General features: G+C 35.2%; 15 protein-coding genes, 3 pseudogenes and 2 riboswitches. Of the genes and pseudogenes, 11 read left to right on the plus strand and 7 right to left on the minus strand.

The features are described 5' to 3' along the window. Positions 1–153: 153 nt before the first annotated feature. Both nfsA and ACEE93_RS10545 read left to right on the plus strand, forming a co-directional pair. Positions 154–909, plus strand: coding sequence for an oxygen-insensitive NADPH nitroreductase (nfsA, locus tag ACEE93_RS10540; protein WP_449154547.1), 756 nt, complete (start codon positions 154–156; stop codon positions 907–909). Between the two features lie 189 nt (positions 910–1098). After that, positions 1099–1848, plus strand: a complete 750-nt coding sequence (locus tag ACEE93_RS10545) for a MerR family transcriptional regulator (RefSeq protein WP_449154548.1) — start codon at positions 1099–1101, stop codon at positions 1846–1848. Between the two features lie 61 nt (positions 1849–1909). Here ACEE93_RS10545 and ACEE93_RS10550 read toward each other — a convergent pair whose 3' ends face one another. The 5 genes from ACEE93_RS10550 to ACEE93_RS10570 form a co-directional block, all read right to left on the minus strand. Further along, entirely contained in the window at positions 1910–3301 is a 1392-nt protein-coding gene (locus ACEE93_RS10550) for an L-cystine transporter (protein WP_449154549.1), read from the minus strand. A gap of 72 nt (positions 3302–3373) precedes the next feature. After that, positions 3374–4480, minus strand: coding sequence for a glycine oxidase ThiO (thiO, locus tag ACEE93_RS10555; RefSeq protein WP_449154550.1), 1107 nt, complete (start codon positions 4478–4480; stop codon positions 3374–3376). 74 nt (positions 4481–4554) lie between these two features. Further along, a riboswitch (TPP riboswitch) is annotated at positions 4555–4656 on the minus strand. Between the two features lie 30 nt (positions 4657–4686). Continuing rightward, positions 4687–5286 carry a DNA-binding protein gene (locus ACEE93_RS10560; protein ID WP_449154551.1) on the minus strand — a complete coding sequence of 200 codons (600 nt, stop codon included), beginning with the start codon at positions 5284–5286 and terminating at the stop codon, positions 4687–4689. A 109-nt stretch (positions 5287–5395) separates the two neighbouring features. Further along, positions 5396–6070, minus strand: a complete 675-nt coding sequence (locus ACEE93_RS10565) for a hypothetical protein (protein ID WP_449154552.1) — start codon at positions 6068–6070, stop codon at positions 5396–5398. 194 nt (positions 6071–6264) lie between these two features. Beyond that, positions 6265–6666 carry a general stress protein gene (locus ACEE93_RS10570; RefSeq protein WP_449154553.1) on the minus strand — a complete coding sequence of 134 codons (402 nt, stop codon included), beginning with the start codon at positions 6664–6666 and terminating at the stop codon, positions 6265–6267. 168 nt (positions 6667–6834) lie between these two features. After that, positions 6835–6937, plus strand: a riboswitch (purine riboswitch). A gap of 327 nt (positions 6938–7264) precedes the next feature. Here ACEE93_RS10570 and xpt point away from each other — a divergent pair. The 8 genes and pseudogenes from xpt (at position 7265) to ACEE93_RS10610 (ending at position 15342) form a co-directional block, all read left to right on the plus strand. After that, a complete protein-coding gene (xpt, locus tag ACEE93_RS10575) occupies positions 7265–7846 on the plus strand; it encodes a xanthine phosphoribosyltransferase (protein WP_449154554.1) in 582 nt (193 codons plus the stop codon). Next, positions 7846–9114 (plus strand): annotated as a pseudogene (pbuX, locus tag ACEE93_RS10580) (xanthine permease PbuX). The gene xpt and the pseudogene pbuX overlap by 1 nt, the downstream one beginning before the upstream one ends. Before the next feature lie 33 nt (positions 9115–9147). Continuing rightward, positions 9148–10614, plus strand: coding sequence for an IMP dehydrogenase (gene guaB / locus ACEE93_RS10585; RefSeq protein WP_449154555.1), 1467 nt, complete (start codon positions 9148–9150; stop codon positions 10612–10614). A gap of 21 nt (positions 10615–10635) precedes the next feature. Then, positions 10636–12177 carry a glutamine-hydrolyzing GMP synthase gene (gene guaA / locus ACEE93_RS10590; protein ID WP_449154556.1) on the plus strand — a complete coding sequence of 514 codons (1542 nt, stop codon included), beginning with the start codon at positions 10636–10638 and terminating at the stop codon, positions 12175–12177. A gap of 155 nt (positions 12178–12332) precedes the next feature. Continuing rightward, positions 12333–13593 (plus strand): annotated as a pseudogene (locus tag ACEE93_RS10595) (ISL3 family transposase). Between the two features lie 180 nt (positions 13594–13773). Next, on the plus strand, positions 13774–13992 hold the full coding sequence (locus tag ACEE93_RS10600) for a MepB family protein (RefSeq protein ID WP_449154557.1): 219 nt from the start codon (positions 13774–13776) through the stop codon (positions 13990–13992). Positions 13993–13996: 4 nt separating this feature from the next. After that, complete coding sequence (locus ACEE93_RS10605; RefSeq protein WP_449154602.1) at positions 13997–14275, plus strand: MepB family protein; 279 nt, start codon at positions 13997–13999, stop codon at positions 14273–14275. A 458-nt stretch (positions 14276–14733) separates the two neighbouring features. Then, on the plus strand, positions 14734–15342 hold the full coding sequence (locus ACEE93_RS10610) for a LysE/ArgO family amino acid transporter (protein ID WP_449156567.1): 609 nt from the start codon (positions 14734–14736) through the stop codon (positions 15340–15342). A gap of 36 nt (positions 15343–15378) precedes the next feature. Here ACEE93_RS10610 and ACEE93_RS10615 read toward each other — a convergent pair whose 3' ends face one another. After that, a complete protein-coding gene (locus tag ACEE93_RS10615) occupies positions 15379–15987 on the minus strand; it encodes a stage II sporulation protein M (protein ID WP_449154559.1) in 609 nt (202 codons plus the stop codon). 297 nt (positions 15988–16284) lie between these two features. Next, on the minus strand, positions 16285–16755 hold the full coding sequence (locus tag ACEE93_RS10620; RefSeq protein WP_449154560.1) for a DUF523 domain-containing protein: 471 nt from the start codon (positions 16753–16755) through the stop codon (positions 16285–16287). Positions 16756–16996: 241 nt separating this feature from the next. On the opposite strand from ACEE93_RS10620, the pseudogene ACEE93_RS10625 reads away from it, so the two are divergent. Then, positions 16997–17329: pseudogene (locus ACEE93_RS10625) on the plus strand (autolysin); the annotation flags it as partial.

Raw genomic sequence — 17329 nt, forward strand, 5'->3', positions numbered from 1 at the left:
CATGCCCTCCCCTTTGTTATCTGAAAATTGATACTATTATGATACTAAGGTTATACATTGTGTGCAACCTCTAATGTTCATTTTGATATTGGGCGGTTTTATTTAGGGGTGGATAGGATAAAACTATGTATAAGATTAAAGGAGTGTTTGTTAATGTCGGAACATGTGTATAAATTAGCGAAAAACCACCATTCAGTGAGAAAGTTTAAACGAGAAGATATCGACCGTGAAACGATTCAAAAATTAGTTGAAGCAGGACAAATGGCGTCTACGTCAAGTTATCTTCAAACCACTTCTTTTATAGGTGTGGAAGATGTAGAGAAAAAAGAATCTTTAAAAGAAGTTTCTGGTCAACCATATGTCGTAGAAAACGGTTATCTATTAGTGTTTGTCATTGACTATCATCGTCATCAACTGATTAATGAACGTAAAAAGGCAGATATGGAAGAGAGTTTTGAATCTGCAGAAGGCCTACTTGTAGGTACGGTCGATGCGGCTTTAGCGGCTCAAAATATCGCTTTAACAGCTGAAGATATGGGTTATGGCATTGTTTATTTAGGCTCTTTACGTAACGACGTTCAACGTGTACGTGAAATACTAGAATTACCTGACCATACATTTCCAATATTTGGAATGGCTATCGGAGTACCTGCCGATGATGAAAATGGCACGCCAAAACCTCGTTTACCATTCGAGCATGTCTTTCATGTAGATAAATATAATGATGATGAAGATCACCACCTTAAATTACTTGAGGAGTACGATCAAACAGTATCAGATTATTATAGTGCGCGTACAAATGGTGAACGCAATGAAACATGGTCAGATCAAATTGCGCAGTTTATGAGCAGTAAGCAACGCCAAGAAATGTTAAATTGGCTTCAAGCATCAGGATTTAATATTAGATAGGTTTAAACGATCAAACAGCATACGCTTTTAAAGATGTCCCCCGAAGTCTATTTTAATCTTCGGGGGATTGTTTTTGAGTGGTATACTTTTATAAATAAGTATGATACATATCAAATAAATTTTATTGTTGTAACATCTTGACTATCACGTTACGTGATAGTGTAACAATGAGGGTGGAGGTGACATACTATGTCTGAATATTCAACAGGGGAATTGAGTGAGCGATTTAATGTTTCGAAGCGGTCATTGCAATTTTATGATAAAAAGGGATTGCTGAAACCAGCCTACATCAAACGAAATGGCTACCGTGTGTATACTGATACGGAAGTAGAAAGGTTAAAGTTGATTGTCATTTTAAAGCGGATGGATTTGTCTTTAAAGGATATTCGTGTGTTACTAGAAGAGGATAAAGGTCTAAAAGCTATTCGTTTAATGGTTGAGCAAAAAATAGATGAAAGAGCACACGATATTAAAATACAACAACAACAACTAGCATACATGAAACATTTAAAAAGTATGATTACTGCAAACTCTCATTCTCAAATTAATCAATTAATCGGCATAGATGAAGCTATGAGTAAAAATAAGCAAAGACAACACCTGCATATCCAACTTGTTGTGATGGCGGGTATTGGAACGTTCATTCAAGTCGTTGGTCTATCAGTAAGTTTTGCGATGAAGCATTATTTGCCGTTTTTAATGTCTTTCATTCTTGGTGTGGGGTGTGCCGCACTTTTAACACAACGCTATTATCAAGCTGTCTCTTATATGTGCCCTCAGTGTCATTTCGAGTTTCAACCTAAGTTGCTGTCGTTTATGTTTGCATCGCATACTTCGAAAACGAGAAAGTTAACTTGTCCGCATTGTCATCAGCGTCATCATTGCGTTGAAATAGTTAATGAAGAAAATGGAGATATATTCAACAGTATCTCAAAATAAATCATTAGAAAAACCCTCTACTAGAAGAAATAGAAAGGTCTTCTGTAGAGGGTGATTTAGATTAATGTTCTGAAGCAAGTTCGTCATAATCATTTGATTTGAATGTTTTATCATCAAGCTGTTTAGTAAGACGTGCTGTACCTGTACCTGCTAAGATAGAGTCGTTCACGTTTAAAGCTGTGCGTCCCATATCAATTAAAGGTTCAATAGAAATCAGCACACCTGCTAGACCAACAGGTAGGTTTAACGCAGATAGCACTAAGATGGATGCGAAAGTAGCACCGCCACCTACGCCTGCTACACCGAAGGAACTTAGAATTACTACGACAACAAGCGTTAAAATAAATTGGAAATCAATTTCCACATTGGCTACTGGTGCAACCATAACAGCTAGCATGGCTGGATAAATTCCGGCGCAACCATTTTGGCCGATAGAGAGACCAAATGAACCAGAGAAGTTCGCAATCGCTTGTGGTACACCTAAACGGTTGGTTTGTGTCTGGATGTTTAACGGTAATGCACCTGCGCTTGAACGAGATGTGAATGAAAATAGCATGACTTCAGCTGTTTTCTTCATATATTGAATTGGGTTAATTCGTAATGTAGCTAAAATAATTAAATGAATGATGTACATTGTAATTAACGCTGCATACGATGCTAAAACGAACTTACCTAGTGTCCAAATGGCACCGAAATCACTTGTTGCCATCGTATTAATCATAATTGCTAAAATACCATACGGTGTTAGACGCAATACAAATGTCACGATAGACATAACAAGTGAATAAACAGCGTCGATACCGCGCTTTAATAAGTGGCCATTATCAGGTTGTTTACGTGCAACACGTAAATACGCAAAGCCGATAAACGCTGCGAAAATCACGACTGCGATTGTCGATGTAGCGCGTGCGCCTGTGAAATCTAAAAATGGGTTGGCTGGTAATAATTCAAGAATTTGCGCTGGTAATGTCGTGGCTGTCATTTCTTCTGCAGTGTTAGCAATCTCTGTACTACGCGCATTTTCTGCTTGGCCTAAATCAATACTTGATGCATCTAAACCAAAAATAAGGGCATACACAATACCCACTACAGCAGCAACTGCTACTGTGCCAATTAAAAACATAAAAATAAAGCTGCCTACTTTGGCAAACTTTTCACCAATTTCAATTTTAGTGAATGCAGCTACAATTGACACAAACACTAATGGAATAACGATCATTTGTAGTAATGAGATGTAACCATCGCCTACGATGCTAATCCATTCTGTTGTTTGGTTGGTAATTTCACTGTCTGCTCCATAAGCAAGATGTAAGATTAATCCTAAAACAATCCCAAGTCCTAGAGCGAGGAACACTCTTTTAGGGAACTTAACGTGTTTTTTAGCCATTATTGCAAGACCGATAATCGTTGCGATAAAAATGACCAAATTAATAATAATAAGTAGTATAGACATAGATACGCTTCCTTTAATTCCGATTTATATTATAAGAATAATAGGAAGCGTATACAAAATCAAGACTATTTTTTAAATACTCAATGGATTGGGTGTAAAAGGAGCAAGTATGTGACGTGCATTTTGCTCATTATTGATTAATTGTGCCATTAATATACCGACGATAGGGGAGAGAAGAATGCCATTGCGATAATGGCCTGTCGATACATACAAGTTAGGTCCCACTTCGCCCATAATAGGCGTTTCATCTAGCGTAATTGGTCGAATACCGGTCCATGATTTGAGCAAGCGACTTTGTTTTAAAAATGGCAACATGTGATGACTTTCACGATCAAGCCAAGCTAAGTTATCATCATTTGAGTGCGTACTCCAATTGTCTATTTCTGAAGTTGCACCAATAAGAAAACGATTAGGTTTTTTAGGTACGATATAGCAACCATTCACGTTAAAGACCGTTTCTTTTAAGCGTGTGTCGTCAGATTCTACTAACTTGACGTCACCTTTAACCGGATGTGTGGGTAGTTGGATATGAAGTTGTTTGAGGAGCTCGCCACTCCATGCCCCTGCAGCAATAATTAATTCGTCAGCTTCAAACGTACCCTGAGTGGTTTCAATACGATAAGACGCCTTATCTTTGTGGATGGCGTTCACTTCAGTATGTGTGTGTAACGTTGTATTTATTTGGTTCACTACAGACTGAATTAAAGCTTGTGTATAGAGGTTGGCATTGATTTGACCGTCATCTTGTATCTTAAATGCTGCGCTTTGTGATACATCTAGTTCTGGGAAGCGTCGTACCATTTCAGACGATGATAAAGCCTTAATCGTGTGATCTTGGGATTCTAAAAAGGTTAGTTGTTGATGTAAAGATGTTAAATGTTCTGCACATGACGCAACTTTGATGAGACCGTATTTTTGATACTCTATGTCAATGCCTGACTCGTGTTGTAATTGATGTGCCACTTCAGGCATCATTGCGCGACTTTTCATAGCAAGTCTATAAAGAGGGGTATCTTCGAAAAATTCATTTTGAGCACCTAACATACCCCCTGCAGCATAAGATGCGTTCATACGTGGGGTAGAGCGGTCGATAATGTGAATATGACGGTTTGTTGCTTTGAGGTTTCTGGCGATAGAAAGTCCCATGACACCTGCGCCGATAATAACTGTTTGTAACATAAAAAATCCTCCTGCCATGATTAGGGTGCAGGAGGTTAATGTATGATTGAAATTGAGTCGTTTATTGAATGATACTAAAAGTTCAGTTGCTTCCCTTCGTTGGTTCTAACCAATTCAGGTTCAAAGAGTTAAGATTGGACTTTCTCAGCTCACCTCGAGCACCCCTAGCATTATATTTAATTGAGATGAATGTACATAATTCCGTATTAGCCGCCGAATAAACGTTGTAAAAAGCCTTTTTTCTCGTTACGTTCAATCGTATGTGCTAATGCTTGATGTTGTTTAGATTGAGATTCAATGCTTTGTTGTGTTTGTTGCATTTGTTCTGTTTGTTGTTTTTGCGCTTCTGTTAATGTTGCTAAAGATTGATTGCTTGTTTCGAGTTGGTCATTAAGTTTGTTATGTAATGCCTTTAACTCTTCTTGTTGTTGATGAACTTGTGAGACCATTTGACCTAACATTTGACGTTCTTCACGCATTTGATTAATTTCATGACGTAATTCATTAACCAATTGAGGTACTTGTTGGTCACTCGGTAATTGTTGTTGGTCGTCTTTAACAATAACGTGTAAAAAGTCTTTTTCTTTTTCAAGCTCTTCAAAAGCTAATTCGTAGCTATTTGTACGTCCAACACGTTCAGCAATTTCTTGGAATAACTCGACATCTTCGTCTTGGAAATCAGTTGCTTCACGGCCACGATATTCCGTTTTTTGTAATTGATAACCTCTTTCTTCAAGATGCTGAACAATTTTGCGAACTTGTTTTTCGCTTAAGCCTGTTTTGACAGCAAACTCCTTTGTTAGCATAATTGTACGTTCCTTTCATGTGTTTTAGACTCACGGCAGAGTGAATTCAGAGTGCCGGAAGTCTGACCTTTACTTAATTGTAACGGCTTTATAGCTTGATTTCAAGAGGTTAGATCTTGATATCTTTGCTTAAGTCCATCTTCACAAGTAGTGGATAGATGATTTTACGCGGTAGACGATTAGCAAATACATATTTTAAGATATAGCATGATTTGATACTCGTAGCATAGATATCTTTAGTTAATGGAATGTTTGATTTGATGTATAAATCTAAAGGTACAGGTTTACCGTTGCGGTCGAGTGAAGGTTGAATATAATTGAGTTCTGTTTGTTTTTCAAACCCACGATGTGTTAAAAAACGACGTCTAAAAGCAATATCGCTTGCTGTATCATTGTCTACATTAGGCGATTCAAAAGTTGACTCGAACATGAAGAAATTGACTTCTCGACCGTGTAACTGGTTGGCTAAACGGTTAACCCCTTTTTTCACTTCTGAAAGTGTTTCTGCTAAGTAATGCTCACATTGATCCCCAGGTTGTGCGAGTAAATAAATGATAAACCCTGCATTTGTTGTGGCTTCATAGTGTGCTGTCGCAAAACTTACTACTTTGTCTTCTTCGATACCTACTAAAAACACATAGTCATGTTGTGTTTTTTCTGTTTTTAAAGATTGAACAAAAACCGATTCATCTTCCGTAACTAGTGGGTCTAACTTTCCTTGATAAAAGGCTAATGCAGGTTTGTACCAAGGATCTTGAGTTGATTTAATTTGAACAAACTCCATAACATCCCCTCCTTTAGTGGTTGGTTGTGCTTGTTGTTCAGTATAGCATATTCAATTTATATAGATATAGCACGGGGCTAGGACATAAAGCGCTTATGTTCTGGATAATCGATTGATGGTGTTCCAATCTACTAAAAAAGCGCACTGAAGTGTGATGTACTTCAGTGCGCATGATATTTGGTGAGATGATTACGTTATTCGATGTCACCTTTGTGTTCTGTTGGAGCGTGCTTATCTTTATTTTTAGAAGGTGTGTGATTAGAAAACTCTCCGTTTTGAACGTCGTATTTATCACCGATAACGATAATTTTTTTGTCACGAATGTCTTGTTTTAAATCTTCTTTTTCTTCTTCGCTAAAATCAAAACGTGTTAAGACAGCTTCTTCAGCATCTTCACCGATAAAAAAGCTCATAAATTTATCACTAAATGTTCCTTTAGTTGATGTATGTTGAATCTCTGAGTCTTTAAAATAATCAGTTTCTAATTTTTCTTTGCTAACGACTACGATTTCATTTTCATCATAGCCGCCATTTAAAAATGATTTTACAGTTTTGATTGCTTCATCTTCGCTACGAGTGACTTCATATTTAGTCATTGATAACGCCCCCTTGATTGCATATTCTTTTATTAAATACCCTTTTTCATTAATTTCAAACGATGAGTATATTAAATTAATGGAATGAAATCCGATGACAAGACTTAAATTTCTGAAAATAATCAATTTAACACGACGTATTGCGCTTTTCTGACAAATTTGCTATTATCGGTTAATAATTTAGACACTCATATAATCTGAAGAATATGGCTTTAGAAGTTTCTACCATGTCGCCCTAAACGATATGACTATGAGTAATGAATACATCTTGTATGACGCTAATATTAAATAACAACTATGCTGAAGTCATTGATCAATCTCAATAAGTGCTATATAGCATAGATTATGAAAAGAATAACTGCGATTCAACAATTGTATGATGATTGCTCAAAAGGGCTAGGACGAATGAGTTTGTACTGAGGTGGGGAACCACTGAAGTCGACATGTTAGGGAAAAGTGCGATGGTAACCTTATCAATGTTAATAAGGTTTTATGTGCTTTTGCTTAATATGGATCAATCGTCTAGCTCTTTTTTTATTTTTTAAGTTTAGTTCAGATTAAATCAAAATGAGTGATTAGAGATAGAGGAGGTACGCTTGTGCATCGCCTAAGAGAGAAAGTGTTAGAAGATGGCGTCGTAATCGATGAAACCATCTTAAAAGTAGATGGCTTTTTAAATCATCAAATTGATCCAATGTTAATGGATGATGTGAGCCAAACGTTTCATCATTATTTTGAATCAAAAGGTATTACTAAAATTTTAACTATAGAGGCTTCAGGTATTGCGCCTGCGATTATGGTCGCGCATCGTTTTAAAGTGCCATGTTTATTTGCGAAAAAAGCGAAACCGAGCACACTTACAAATGAAAGTTATCAAACGGATGTGCATTCATTTACTAAAAACGTCACGAGTTCGATTATGGTTTCGAAATCCTTTTTAAATGAAAACGATCGTGTGTTAATTATTGATGACTTTTTAGCAAATGGAGAAGCAGCGCTAGGGTTACACCGATTAGTAGAACAAGCAGGTGCTACAACAGTGGGTGTAGGTATTCTTGTTGAAAAGAGCTTTCAACCTGGACGTGAACGCATCGAAGAAGAGGGACTAGAGGTTCAATCACTTTGTCGTGTCGCTTCTCTTGCAAACAATGAGGTTACTCTAGTAGAGGAGCAATCATAATGAGGTCGTTTTTATTAAGTTTACAACATTTATTAGCGATGTACGCGGGGGCTATTTTAGTACCCATCATTGTTGGGACGAGTTTAAATTTTACGCCCTCTCAAATAGCTTACCTTGTCACTGCAGATATTTTTATGTGTGGTGTCGCGACATTTTTACAAGTATATAAAGGCATCGGGATAGGCTTACCGGTTGTCTTAGGATGTACCTTTACAGCTGTCGCGCCGATGATTTTAATCGGCCAGACAAAAGGCATCGATGTATTGTATGGATCACTTTTTGCATCAGGTATTTTAGTGGTCTTAATAGCGCCATTTTTTGCGGCATTAATTCGTTTCTTTCCACCTGTCGTAACAGGCAGTGTTGTGACTATTATTGGCATCACTTTAATGCCTGTCGCGATGAATTACATTGCTGGCGGAGAAGATGCTAAAAACTATGGTGATCCTAAGTTTATCGTGTTAGGGATTAGCACACTTGTTATTATTTTAATCTTACAGCGTTTTACAAAAGGATTTATTAAATCTATAGCGATTCTTATCGGCTTAGTAGCAGGGACAATTCTTGCGAGTGTCTTTGGGTTAGTCGATGTAGGCCAAGTTCAATCAGCAAATTGGTTTGAATTACCAAAACCGTTACGTTTTACAGGTTTTTCTTTTGATATTGGTGCCATTCTTGTCTTTTTCATTGTGGCTTTAGTGAGCTTGATTGAATCTACAGGGGTATATCAAGCATTAAGTGAGATCACTGGTAAACAGCTCAAACGAAAAGACTTCCGAAAAGGCTATATGGCTGAAGGGATTGCGATTATGTTGGGATCATTATTTAATGCTTTCCCATACACGGCGTATTCTCAAAATGTCGGATTGGTGTCGTTATCAGGTGTAAAGAAAAACAAAATCATTTACGGTATGGTCATTTTATTAATTATTTGTGGTTGTATACCTAAATTAGGCGCACTAGCAAATATGATTCCGCTACCTGTTCTAGGTGGCGCAATGTTAGCCATGTTTGGAATGGTCATGGCGTACGGCATGCGTATATTAAATAATATTGACTTTAAGAACCAAAATAATTTACTGATTATTGCAGTGTCAGTGGGCTTAGGTGCAGGCGTCACAGCAGTACCGGAAGCCTTTCAAGCATTAGGAGATCAATTTGCATAGTTTACTCAAAATGGGATTGTTTTAGGAACAATTTCTGCAATTGTCTTGAATTTATTTTTTAATGGTATAAACTATCAACAAAATGAAGAAAATGTGAAATAATAATATTATCACAATGAATGGAGGCTGTAACACATGTGGGAAAATAAATTTGTAAAAGAAGCATTAACATTTGATGATGTGCTATTAATTCCAGCAGAATCAAATGTATTACCGAAAGAAGTGGATTTAAGTGTGGCATTGTCTGATAAGATTAAGTTAAACATTCCAGTTGTATCAGCAGGAATGGACACAGTCACAGAATCAAAAATGGCGATTGCTATGGCAAGACAAGGTGGTTTAGGTGTTATTCATAAAAATATGAGCATCGAACACCAAGCAGACGAGGTACAAAAAGTAAAACGTTCAGAAAATGGTGTCATTACTGATCCGTTTTATTTAACGCCAGAAGAAAGTGTATACGAAGCAGAAGCATTAATGGGTAAATACCGTATTTCAGGTGTACCTATCGTGTCAGACAAAACATCACGTCGACTAGTCGGTATCTTAACAAATCGTGATTTACGTTTCATTGAAGATTTTTCAATTAAAATTTCAGATGTGATGACCAAAGAAAATCTCATTACAGCTCCAGTTGGTACGACATTAGCCGAAGCCGAAAAGATTTTACAAGATCATAAGATTGAAAAATTACCACTTGTAGAAGACGGTGTGCTTCAAGGATTAATCACTATTAAAGATATCGAAAAAGTACATGAATATCCGTATTCAGCGAAAGATAGTCATGGTCGTTTATTAGTGGCAGCAGCTATTGGTATTTCTACAGATACAGACATTCGTGCAGAAAAACTTGTTGAAGCGGGTGTTGATGCATTAGTTATCGATACAGCACACGGCCATTCGCAAGGCGTGCTTAAGCAAGTAAGCAACATTAAAAACAAATATCCTGAAATTACAGTTATTGCAGGTAACGTAGCGACGGCAACAGCAACAAAAGCATTATATGAAGCAGGTGCAGATGTTGTTAAAGTTGGTATTGGACCAGGTTCAATCTGTACAACACGCGTTGTAGCAGGTGTTGGTGTACCACAAATTACAGCCGTTTATGATTGTGCAACAGAAGCACGTAAACACGGTAAAACAATTATTGCAGATGGTGGTATTAAATTCTCAGGTGACATCGTTAAAGCGTTAGCAGCAGGCGGTCACGCTGTAATGTTAGGTAGTTTACTTGCAGGTACAGAAGAAAGTCCAGGACATGTCGAAATGTTCCAAGGTCGTCAATATAAAGTATACCGTGGTATGGGCTCATTAGGTGCAATGGAAAGTGGTTCAAACGACCGTTATTTCCAAGAAGACAAAGCGCCTAAAAAATACGTTCCAGAAGGTGTAGAAGGCCGTATTGACTACAAAGGACCATTACAAGATACCATTTATCAATTAATCGGTGGCGTTAAGAGTGGTATGGGCTACACTGGCTCAAAAGACTTACAAGCATTACGTGAAGAAGCACAATTCACAAAAATGAGTGCAGCTGGTTTAGCAGAAAGTCACCCACATGATGTACAAATTACGAAAGAATCACCAAACTACTCATTCTAATGAATAAAGGAGTTCTATAGTATGGAAATGGCAAAAGAACAAGAGCTGATTCTTGTCCTCGATTTTGGTAGTCAATATAACCAATTGATTACACGTCGTATTCGTGAAATGGGCGTATATAGCGAATTACATGATCACGAAATTTCTATTGACGAGATTAAAAAAATGAACCCAAAAGGTATTATCCTTTCAGGTGGACCTAACTCAGTTTATGCAGAAGATGCCTTTACGATTGATCCAGAAATTTATAATCTAGGCATTCCTGTATTAGGTATTTGTTATGGTATGCAACTTACAACAAAACTATTAGGCGGTAAAGTTGAGCGTGCCAATGAACGTGAATATGGTAAAGCAACGATTAATGCAACGTCAGATGAATTATTCTTTGGTTTACCTGAAGAACAAACCGTATGGATGAGTCATTCTGACAAAGTGATTGAAATTCCAGAAGGCTTTGAAGTGATTGCGGATAGCCCAAGTACACAATATGCAGCGATTGAAGACAAATCTCGTCGTATTTACGGGGTACAATTCCACCCAGAAGTTCGTCATACAGAATACGGTAATGATTTATTACGCAACTTTGTGCGCCGTGTGTGTAACTGTACGGGTGAATGGACAATGGAAAACTTCATCGACATTGAAGTCGCTAAAATCCGCGAACAAGTGGGCGATCGTAAAGTATTATGTGCAATGAGTGGTGGCGTTGATTCATCTGTTGTTGCGGTATTATTGCATAAAGCAATTGGCGATCAATTAACGTGTATTTTCGTAGACCATGGCCTATTACGTAAAGGTGAAGGCGACATGGTGATGGAACAGTTTGGCGAAGGATTCAACATGAATATCATTCGCGTCAACGCAGAAGAACGTTTTATGTCTAAGTTAAAAGGCGTATCAGATCCTGAACAAAAACGTAAAATTATCGGTAACGAATTTGTGTATGTCTTTGATGATGAAGCGTCAAAATTAAAAGGTGTCGACTTCCTTGCACAAGGTACACTTTATACAGACGTGATCGAATCAGGTACTAAGACAGCGCAAACAATTAAATCACACCACAATGTGGGTGGTTTACCAGAAGATATGGAATTTGAATTGATTGAACCAATTAACACTTTATTTAAAGATGAAGTACGCGCATTAGGTATTGAATTAGGCATCCCAGAACACTTAGTATGGCGCCAACCATTCCCAGGACCAGGTCTTGGTATTCGCGTATTAGGTGAAATCACAGAAGAAAAACTTGAAATTGTACGTGAATCAGATGCCATTTTACGAGAAGTTATTCGCGAAGAAGGTTTAGAACGTGAAATTTGGCAATACTTCACAGTTTTACCAGACATTCGTTCAGTCGGTGTAATGGGAGACTATCGTACGTATGACTATACTATCGGTATTCGTGCAGTTACATCTATCGACGGTATGACAAGTGACTTTGCGCGTATCGATTGGGAAGTCTTACAAAAAATCTCAACACGTATCGTAAATGAGGTAGATCACATTAATCGCGTTGTTTACGACGTTACATCTAAACCACCTAGTACCATAGAATGGGAATAAGACTATAATATAAATGAAATCTATAATAAATCGGACTGGTGATATTTCAAATGTTGAAATATCATTGGTTCGATTTTTGCTTTTTAAATGCAAAAAGACGCAATGACCTCTATTATTAAAAGTGACCAAACCACAATAAAGGAGATCATGCGTCTATGAATCATTTTATATCAAAAACACTTAATATTGAAGATGAAATATAATATTTAAAAAAGTAGAAAAAGTGAAGTATAAAGGGGTATTAAGCCCCTTTTATTAAAGAGAACTTACTTATACACCAAGTGAATGCTAGTGTTGTGGAAGAGAAAACAAGAATTATATAGTGTTAAAAACAGGTAAGAAATAATTAAGGATTACACACCCGTATATTTCTGAACTCCCTACCTACTTTAAAGCTTGTGGGGAATACTTTACAGCTCAATCATCTATTGTGGATCGATACTTTTTTATTTTGATAAATACAAAAATAGCTGTGCTTAATAAAGCAACAGTTACATGCTCAGAAGCTTCTATAGCTCAAGATTGTTCCGTATCACGCTTTATTGATGAAGCTGCAGAAAGCATTCATCAGTCTCCACATCAGTCATTACCTAAACATTTAATGATGGATGAATTTAAAAGTGTTAAAAATGTATCTGGGAGTATGAGCTTTATGTACGTCGATTCACTTCCCCATTGTATTGTCGATATTATTGAAGACCGTCGTTGAAATCCTACTTTTATCGCTTTTCGCTTAAAGAACGCAAATGCGTTTGAACGGTGTCTATCGATATGTATCAACCTTATATAGTATTGATTCAAGAATTATTTTCCAACGCTAAAATAATTATCGACGGTTTTCATATTGTTTAATCCCTTAATCGAGAATTAAATATAGCACGTGTGACGGTAATGAATAGCTTTAAAAATAATAATCGTCCTTTATATAATAAATTTAAGCGATATTGGAAACTTTATTTAGAACCCACAGAAGAACTGGAAGCATTTGAATATCGAAACGTTCCATTATTTAAATCTTGGAAAACCCAAAAGGGTATTGTTTAGTTTCTGAATCAACAATATGAAACACTTAGTGAAACGTATTCTATTGTGAATCAACTACGTTGTCATCTTAATCATAATGATATAGAAGCTTTTAACCGTATTTTAGAAAGTATACAATTATCAAGCATTCACTCTAAACTAAGACCTGTAATAAGAATACTTAAACATTACATATCGTTTATCACTAATACAGTAGATTATTCAAACTTTACAAATGGACCTATTGAAGGTATTAATAATAAGATTAAATTAATCAAAATAGTTTCTTTTAGTTATAATAATTATGAGCACTTTCGTAATAGAACTATTTTAATTTCAAGATTACACATTTCGGAAAAGAAAAAGGAAATTAAGCAACAACAAGTTGACTAACCTTCTTGATTGAACTGACTAGTCCGAGTTGACTGAGAGGCTTTGTTTTAAAAAGTATTACTACGATGACTTTACCTTTTCTATATGTTCAAAAGTAAATAGATTTCCTATCTCTATTACGTAACTCACAATAGAAGAAATTTTAAATCATAAGAGTTTCAATATAAAGGAGTAAATATTATGAAAGATACTTATATTTCTAAGAACTTAGTAACGTCCACTATAGATATAATAAGTAACTCTGCTTTAACGAATTTTAAAGTAGATAACTTGAATTCTGATTATGAAGCATTTACTTTTGATTTAGATAAATTAACTTTTAAAAGTAGATTAGCAAGAAAAACTCCAAAAAAAGAAGGGGTATTTTGTTGCTTTTTGGCGAAAAAACGAATTCAATAAGAATATTCCTTTTGATTGGGATACAACGGAAGATAAATTAGTTATAAATATTATAGATAATGAAAAAATAGGACAATTTATATTTCCTAAAAAAATTTTGAAAGACAAAGGAGTTATAAAGTCAAATAAAGCTGAAGGTAAAATGGCAATGCGCGTTTATCCAAGTTGGGTATCAAATTTAAATTCTACTGCTAAAAAAACACAAAGATGGCAAACGGAATACTTTGTGGACCTATCAAATAGTGTAAACCAAGAAAAGCTATATTATTTATATTTTGAGTAATATATAATTAGTATTTTAAAAATGAGATGAGAAACTTAATTTTAAACTTTGCAATAGAACTATATGAAGAAGGGATAACTCAAAAGATACGGGAGATATAATAATGAAATCGCCTATCTCTCAGGCGTACATTCAGACGTAGAGAAGAAGTGATAAAAGTGACAGATATTCTTGTTCACACAAGACGATAGCAACAAGTAGTTGTATTGTTGAGCTGTTTTCGTATTGGCTTCGAAAAAGCGACTATGAGTAAATATACGATTAAGTCACACCAACAAACAAGGTGCTTGTATATGTGATTAGTCAAATTAAATTATACAAATTCCACTTGAAAAAATCTGAATTTTTTTATAATTTAGATAGGTGAACAAAGAATGTATGTTAAAAAGGTGGTCTTTTTTAAATAAATTGAAGAAGAACTGAAACCACTAATAAAACAGAAGAGGACGCGTTAAACAATGTTACAATCAATTTTACACGGTGTACTATTAGCTTTAGGGTTAATTTTACCATTAGGAGCACAAAATGTATTCGTTTTTAATCAAGGTGCTAATCAAAAGAAGCTAAGTCGAGCGATACCGGTCATAATAACTGCAGGTTTTTGTGATACATTCCTAATTGTTATTGCCATATTAGGGGTCTCATTAATACTTATTTCGATGCCGATGTTGCAACTGATTATTTATGTGGTTGGGTTTTTATTTTTATTATATATGGCATGGTCCCTTTGGAATGAAAAGCCTTCAAATATGGATGAAATCGAGCCAATGAGCCCCAAAAAACAAGTGTTGTTCGCATTATCTGTTTCTTTGTTAAACCCACATGCCATTATGGATACTGTAGGTGTCATTGGAACAAACGCAGTACTTTATGAAGGTACTGCAAAGCTAGCCTTTTCTATTGCGACCATATCCATTTCATGGTTATGGTTCATCTTTCTAGCGATACTAGGTAGAGTGGTAGGGACTGTTGATAAAACAGGTAAGTATATTTTAATTTTAAATAAAGTTTCAAGTATCATCGTTTCTTTGATTATTCTAAAAAATATTATTCATTTATTGATATAGAAGTAATAGGCTAGGACTTTTAAAGTGCTAGCCTGTTTAAATGAGTAATTTTAATATTACCTTTGATAAATAGTGTTCCACAAATGCTGCTAAGATGAGTATAGGTAAAGCGATGAACAAATATACTTTTAGTAAATTTACAATTGCTAATTTTAAAGATAAGTAGGGTTTCTTTTTCTTTACAAACAAATTATAAATTTTTCTAAGTATTGTTTGATTAACTTTAAATAAGCCACTAGCAATAATACATAATCCTAATATTTCTAATAAAAAATGGGGCATTGCAGAAATAAAGATCATACTACCTTGATATATTTTAATATGAATTGCGAAACCTAGCGCAATTGCAGGAATGATTGCTGTAATAAAGGTATTCAAGTAATATAATAAAGGTATTGGGATAATGGCTAATATTAGCATTTGAAGAGGTACTCTAATACCATTATTTAATATATATTCCCAAACTTTATATAATCCTGTTGCCTCTCTTAGCGTTTTAGGAGTACCATCTGTTACATCTTTAAAAGTTTCAATAGACGGACTAAATATAATAGATAAAATAAAAGTAATCAAAAAGATTAACAGAGTTACCACAAAGAATTTTATTGTTCTTTTAAGATAAGAATGGTCTAAACTATAAAACATAGTATGCTCTCCTTATATATCAGTTAAATAACCAATCTTATGGTAACAAACTTTTTTTGGATTTAATAGGTTGGTATAAAATACGAGATAATAATATTGTTAGCAGGTGATTTTATGGGAAATGTTTTAGTGATACCGATAGTGACGCGTATTGCCAACCAAATTGAAAAAATAGATGAAATGAACAATCATGAATTTTCACAGTTAACACTACTCTAGACTTATATTTATCTGATTTTGTAGACAGTGAGAAGATGAATAAAGTATATTAAAGCTCTGCCTCGTATAGAGGTAGAGCTAATTTTTTTCATCTAAACTTCCTAATACATAGTTATTTTCATCATATACTCTGATATTATTTTTTTCTAACATTGCTGTAAATATTCCTACTCCCTTTTTCTTTTCCCCGTTAAAATTACCAGAATAAATCGTACGAGAACCGCATGTAGGGCTATCTGATTTTAAAATAACAGTATCACAATCGAATTTTTTACAAATAGTTAAGGCTGATTCTGCACCCTGTATATATGTTTTAGTCATATCATTTCCATTAAAATCTACAATCTTAGCAGTTCCATTTAAGACATCATATCCATCCCCACCTACAATTTCTACAGGATCTCTAGGTATGCTTAGTCCGCCTAATATTTCTGGACAAATCGTTTTAGCTAGCCCTCTAGTCACTAAATTTTTTAATTCTAAATTCTTTTTGTTTTGACCATCATAACGGACATTTTCCCCAGCTAGACAGGCACTAATTAAGATCAAAATACAAACCTCCTTAACTATATGACTTAATTACAAATCACGATCATTAGTGAAGAGTATTTAAGTATATGTGATAAGTTGTGAAATATTTATATGATTATACTACTACTTGTAAAAATAAGATAGGTTAGTTTTCCAACGAATATAATGCAATAATACACTTGACTAATAATTTTACAGTAGTAAAATTATTAGTGATATTAATAATATAATAATTTTATAAAAGAAAGGGGTTATCTTTATGTCGGTACCACATTCTTTGTTTTCTGTCTCACTGACTTTCGTTTTAGCTTCAGTCATGTTGTCGTCTACCGCTTTTGCTGAAAGTACTGTCTCGCACTCAAATATTAATCCGGCCTCTTCTACTACTTATGCCAATCTATCTCAAAACCAGCCTGAATTTAGTTCCTCCAGCACTAGCTCTTCAGATCAAACGCATTATCCTAACGTTAATCAATATATTATTGATCATCATATTGAACATTCAAAAATAGTAGAAGATCCACGTATGAATACCTTACCTAAGTTACCTTATAAATACGGTTCATACTTAGGTGTGGTTATACATGAGGTA

Source organism: Staphylococcus sp. 11262D007BW (assembly GCF_053547815.1).

Coding starts and splice junctions, on each gene's coding strand:
- guaA (WP_449154556.1), top strand. CDS start 10,636: ATGGAAATGGCAAAAGAACAAGAGCTGATTCTTGTCCTCGATTTTGGT.
- guaB (WP_449154555.1), top strand. CDS start 9,148: ATGTGGGAAAATAAATTTGTAAAAGAAGCATTAACATTTGATGATGTG.
- ACEE93_RS10570 (WP_449154553.1), bottom strand. CDS start 6,666: ATGACTAAATATGAAGTCACTCGTAGCGAAGATGAAGCAATCAAAACT.
- ACEE93_RS10610 (WP_449156567.1), top strand. CDS start 14,734: ATGTTACAATCAATTTTACACGGTGTACTATTAGCTTTAGGGTTAATT.
- nfsA (WP_449154547.1), top strand. CDS start 154: ATGTCGGAACATGTGTATAAATTAGCGAAAAACCACCATTCAGTGAGA.
- ACEE93_RS10600 (WP_449154557.1), top strand. CDS start 13,774: ATGAAAGATACTTATATTTCTAAGAACTTAGTAACGTCCACTATAGAT.
- thiO (WP_449154550.1), bottom strand. CDS start 4,480: ATGTTACAAACAGTTATTATCGGCGCAGGTGTCATGGGACTTTCTATC.
- ACEE93_RS10550 (WP_449154549.1), bottom strand. CDS start 3,301: ATGTCTATACTACTTATTATTATTAATTTGGTCATTTTTATCGCAACG.
- ACEE93_RS10615 (WP_449154559.1), bottom strand. CDS start 15,987: ATGTTTTATAGTTTAGACCATTCTTATCTTAAAAGAACAATAAAATTC.
- ACEE93_RS10565 (WP_449154552.1), bottom strand. CDS start 6,070: ATGGAGTTTGTTCAAATTAAATCAACTCAAGATCCTTGGTACAAACCT.
- ACEE93_RS10560 (WP_449154551.1), bottom strand. CDS start 5,286: ATGCTAACAAAGGAGTTTGCTGTCAAAACAGGCTTAAGCGAAAAACAA.
- ACEE93_RS10545 (WP_449154548.1), top strand. CDS start 1,099: ATGTCTGAATATTCAACAGGGGAATTGAGTGAGCGATTTAATGTTTCG.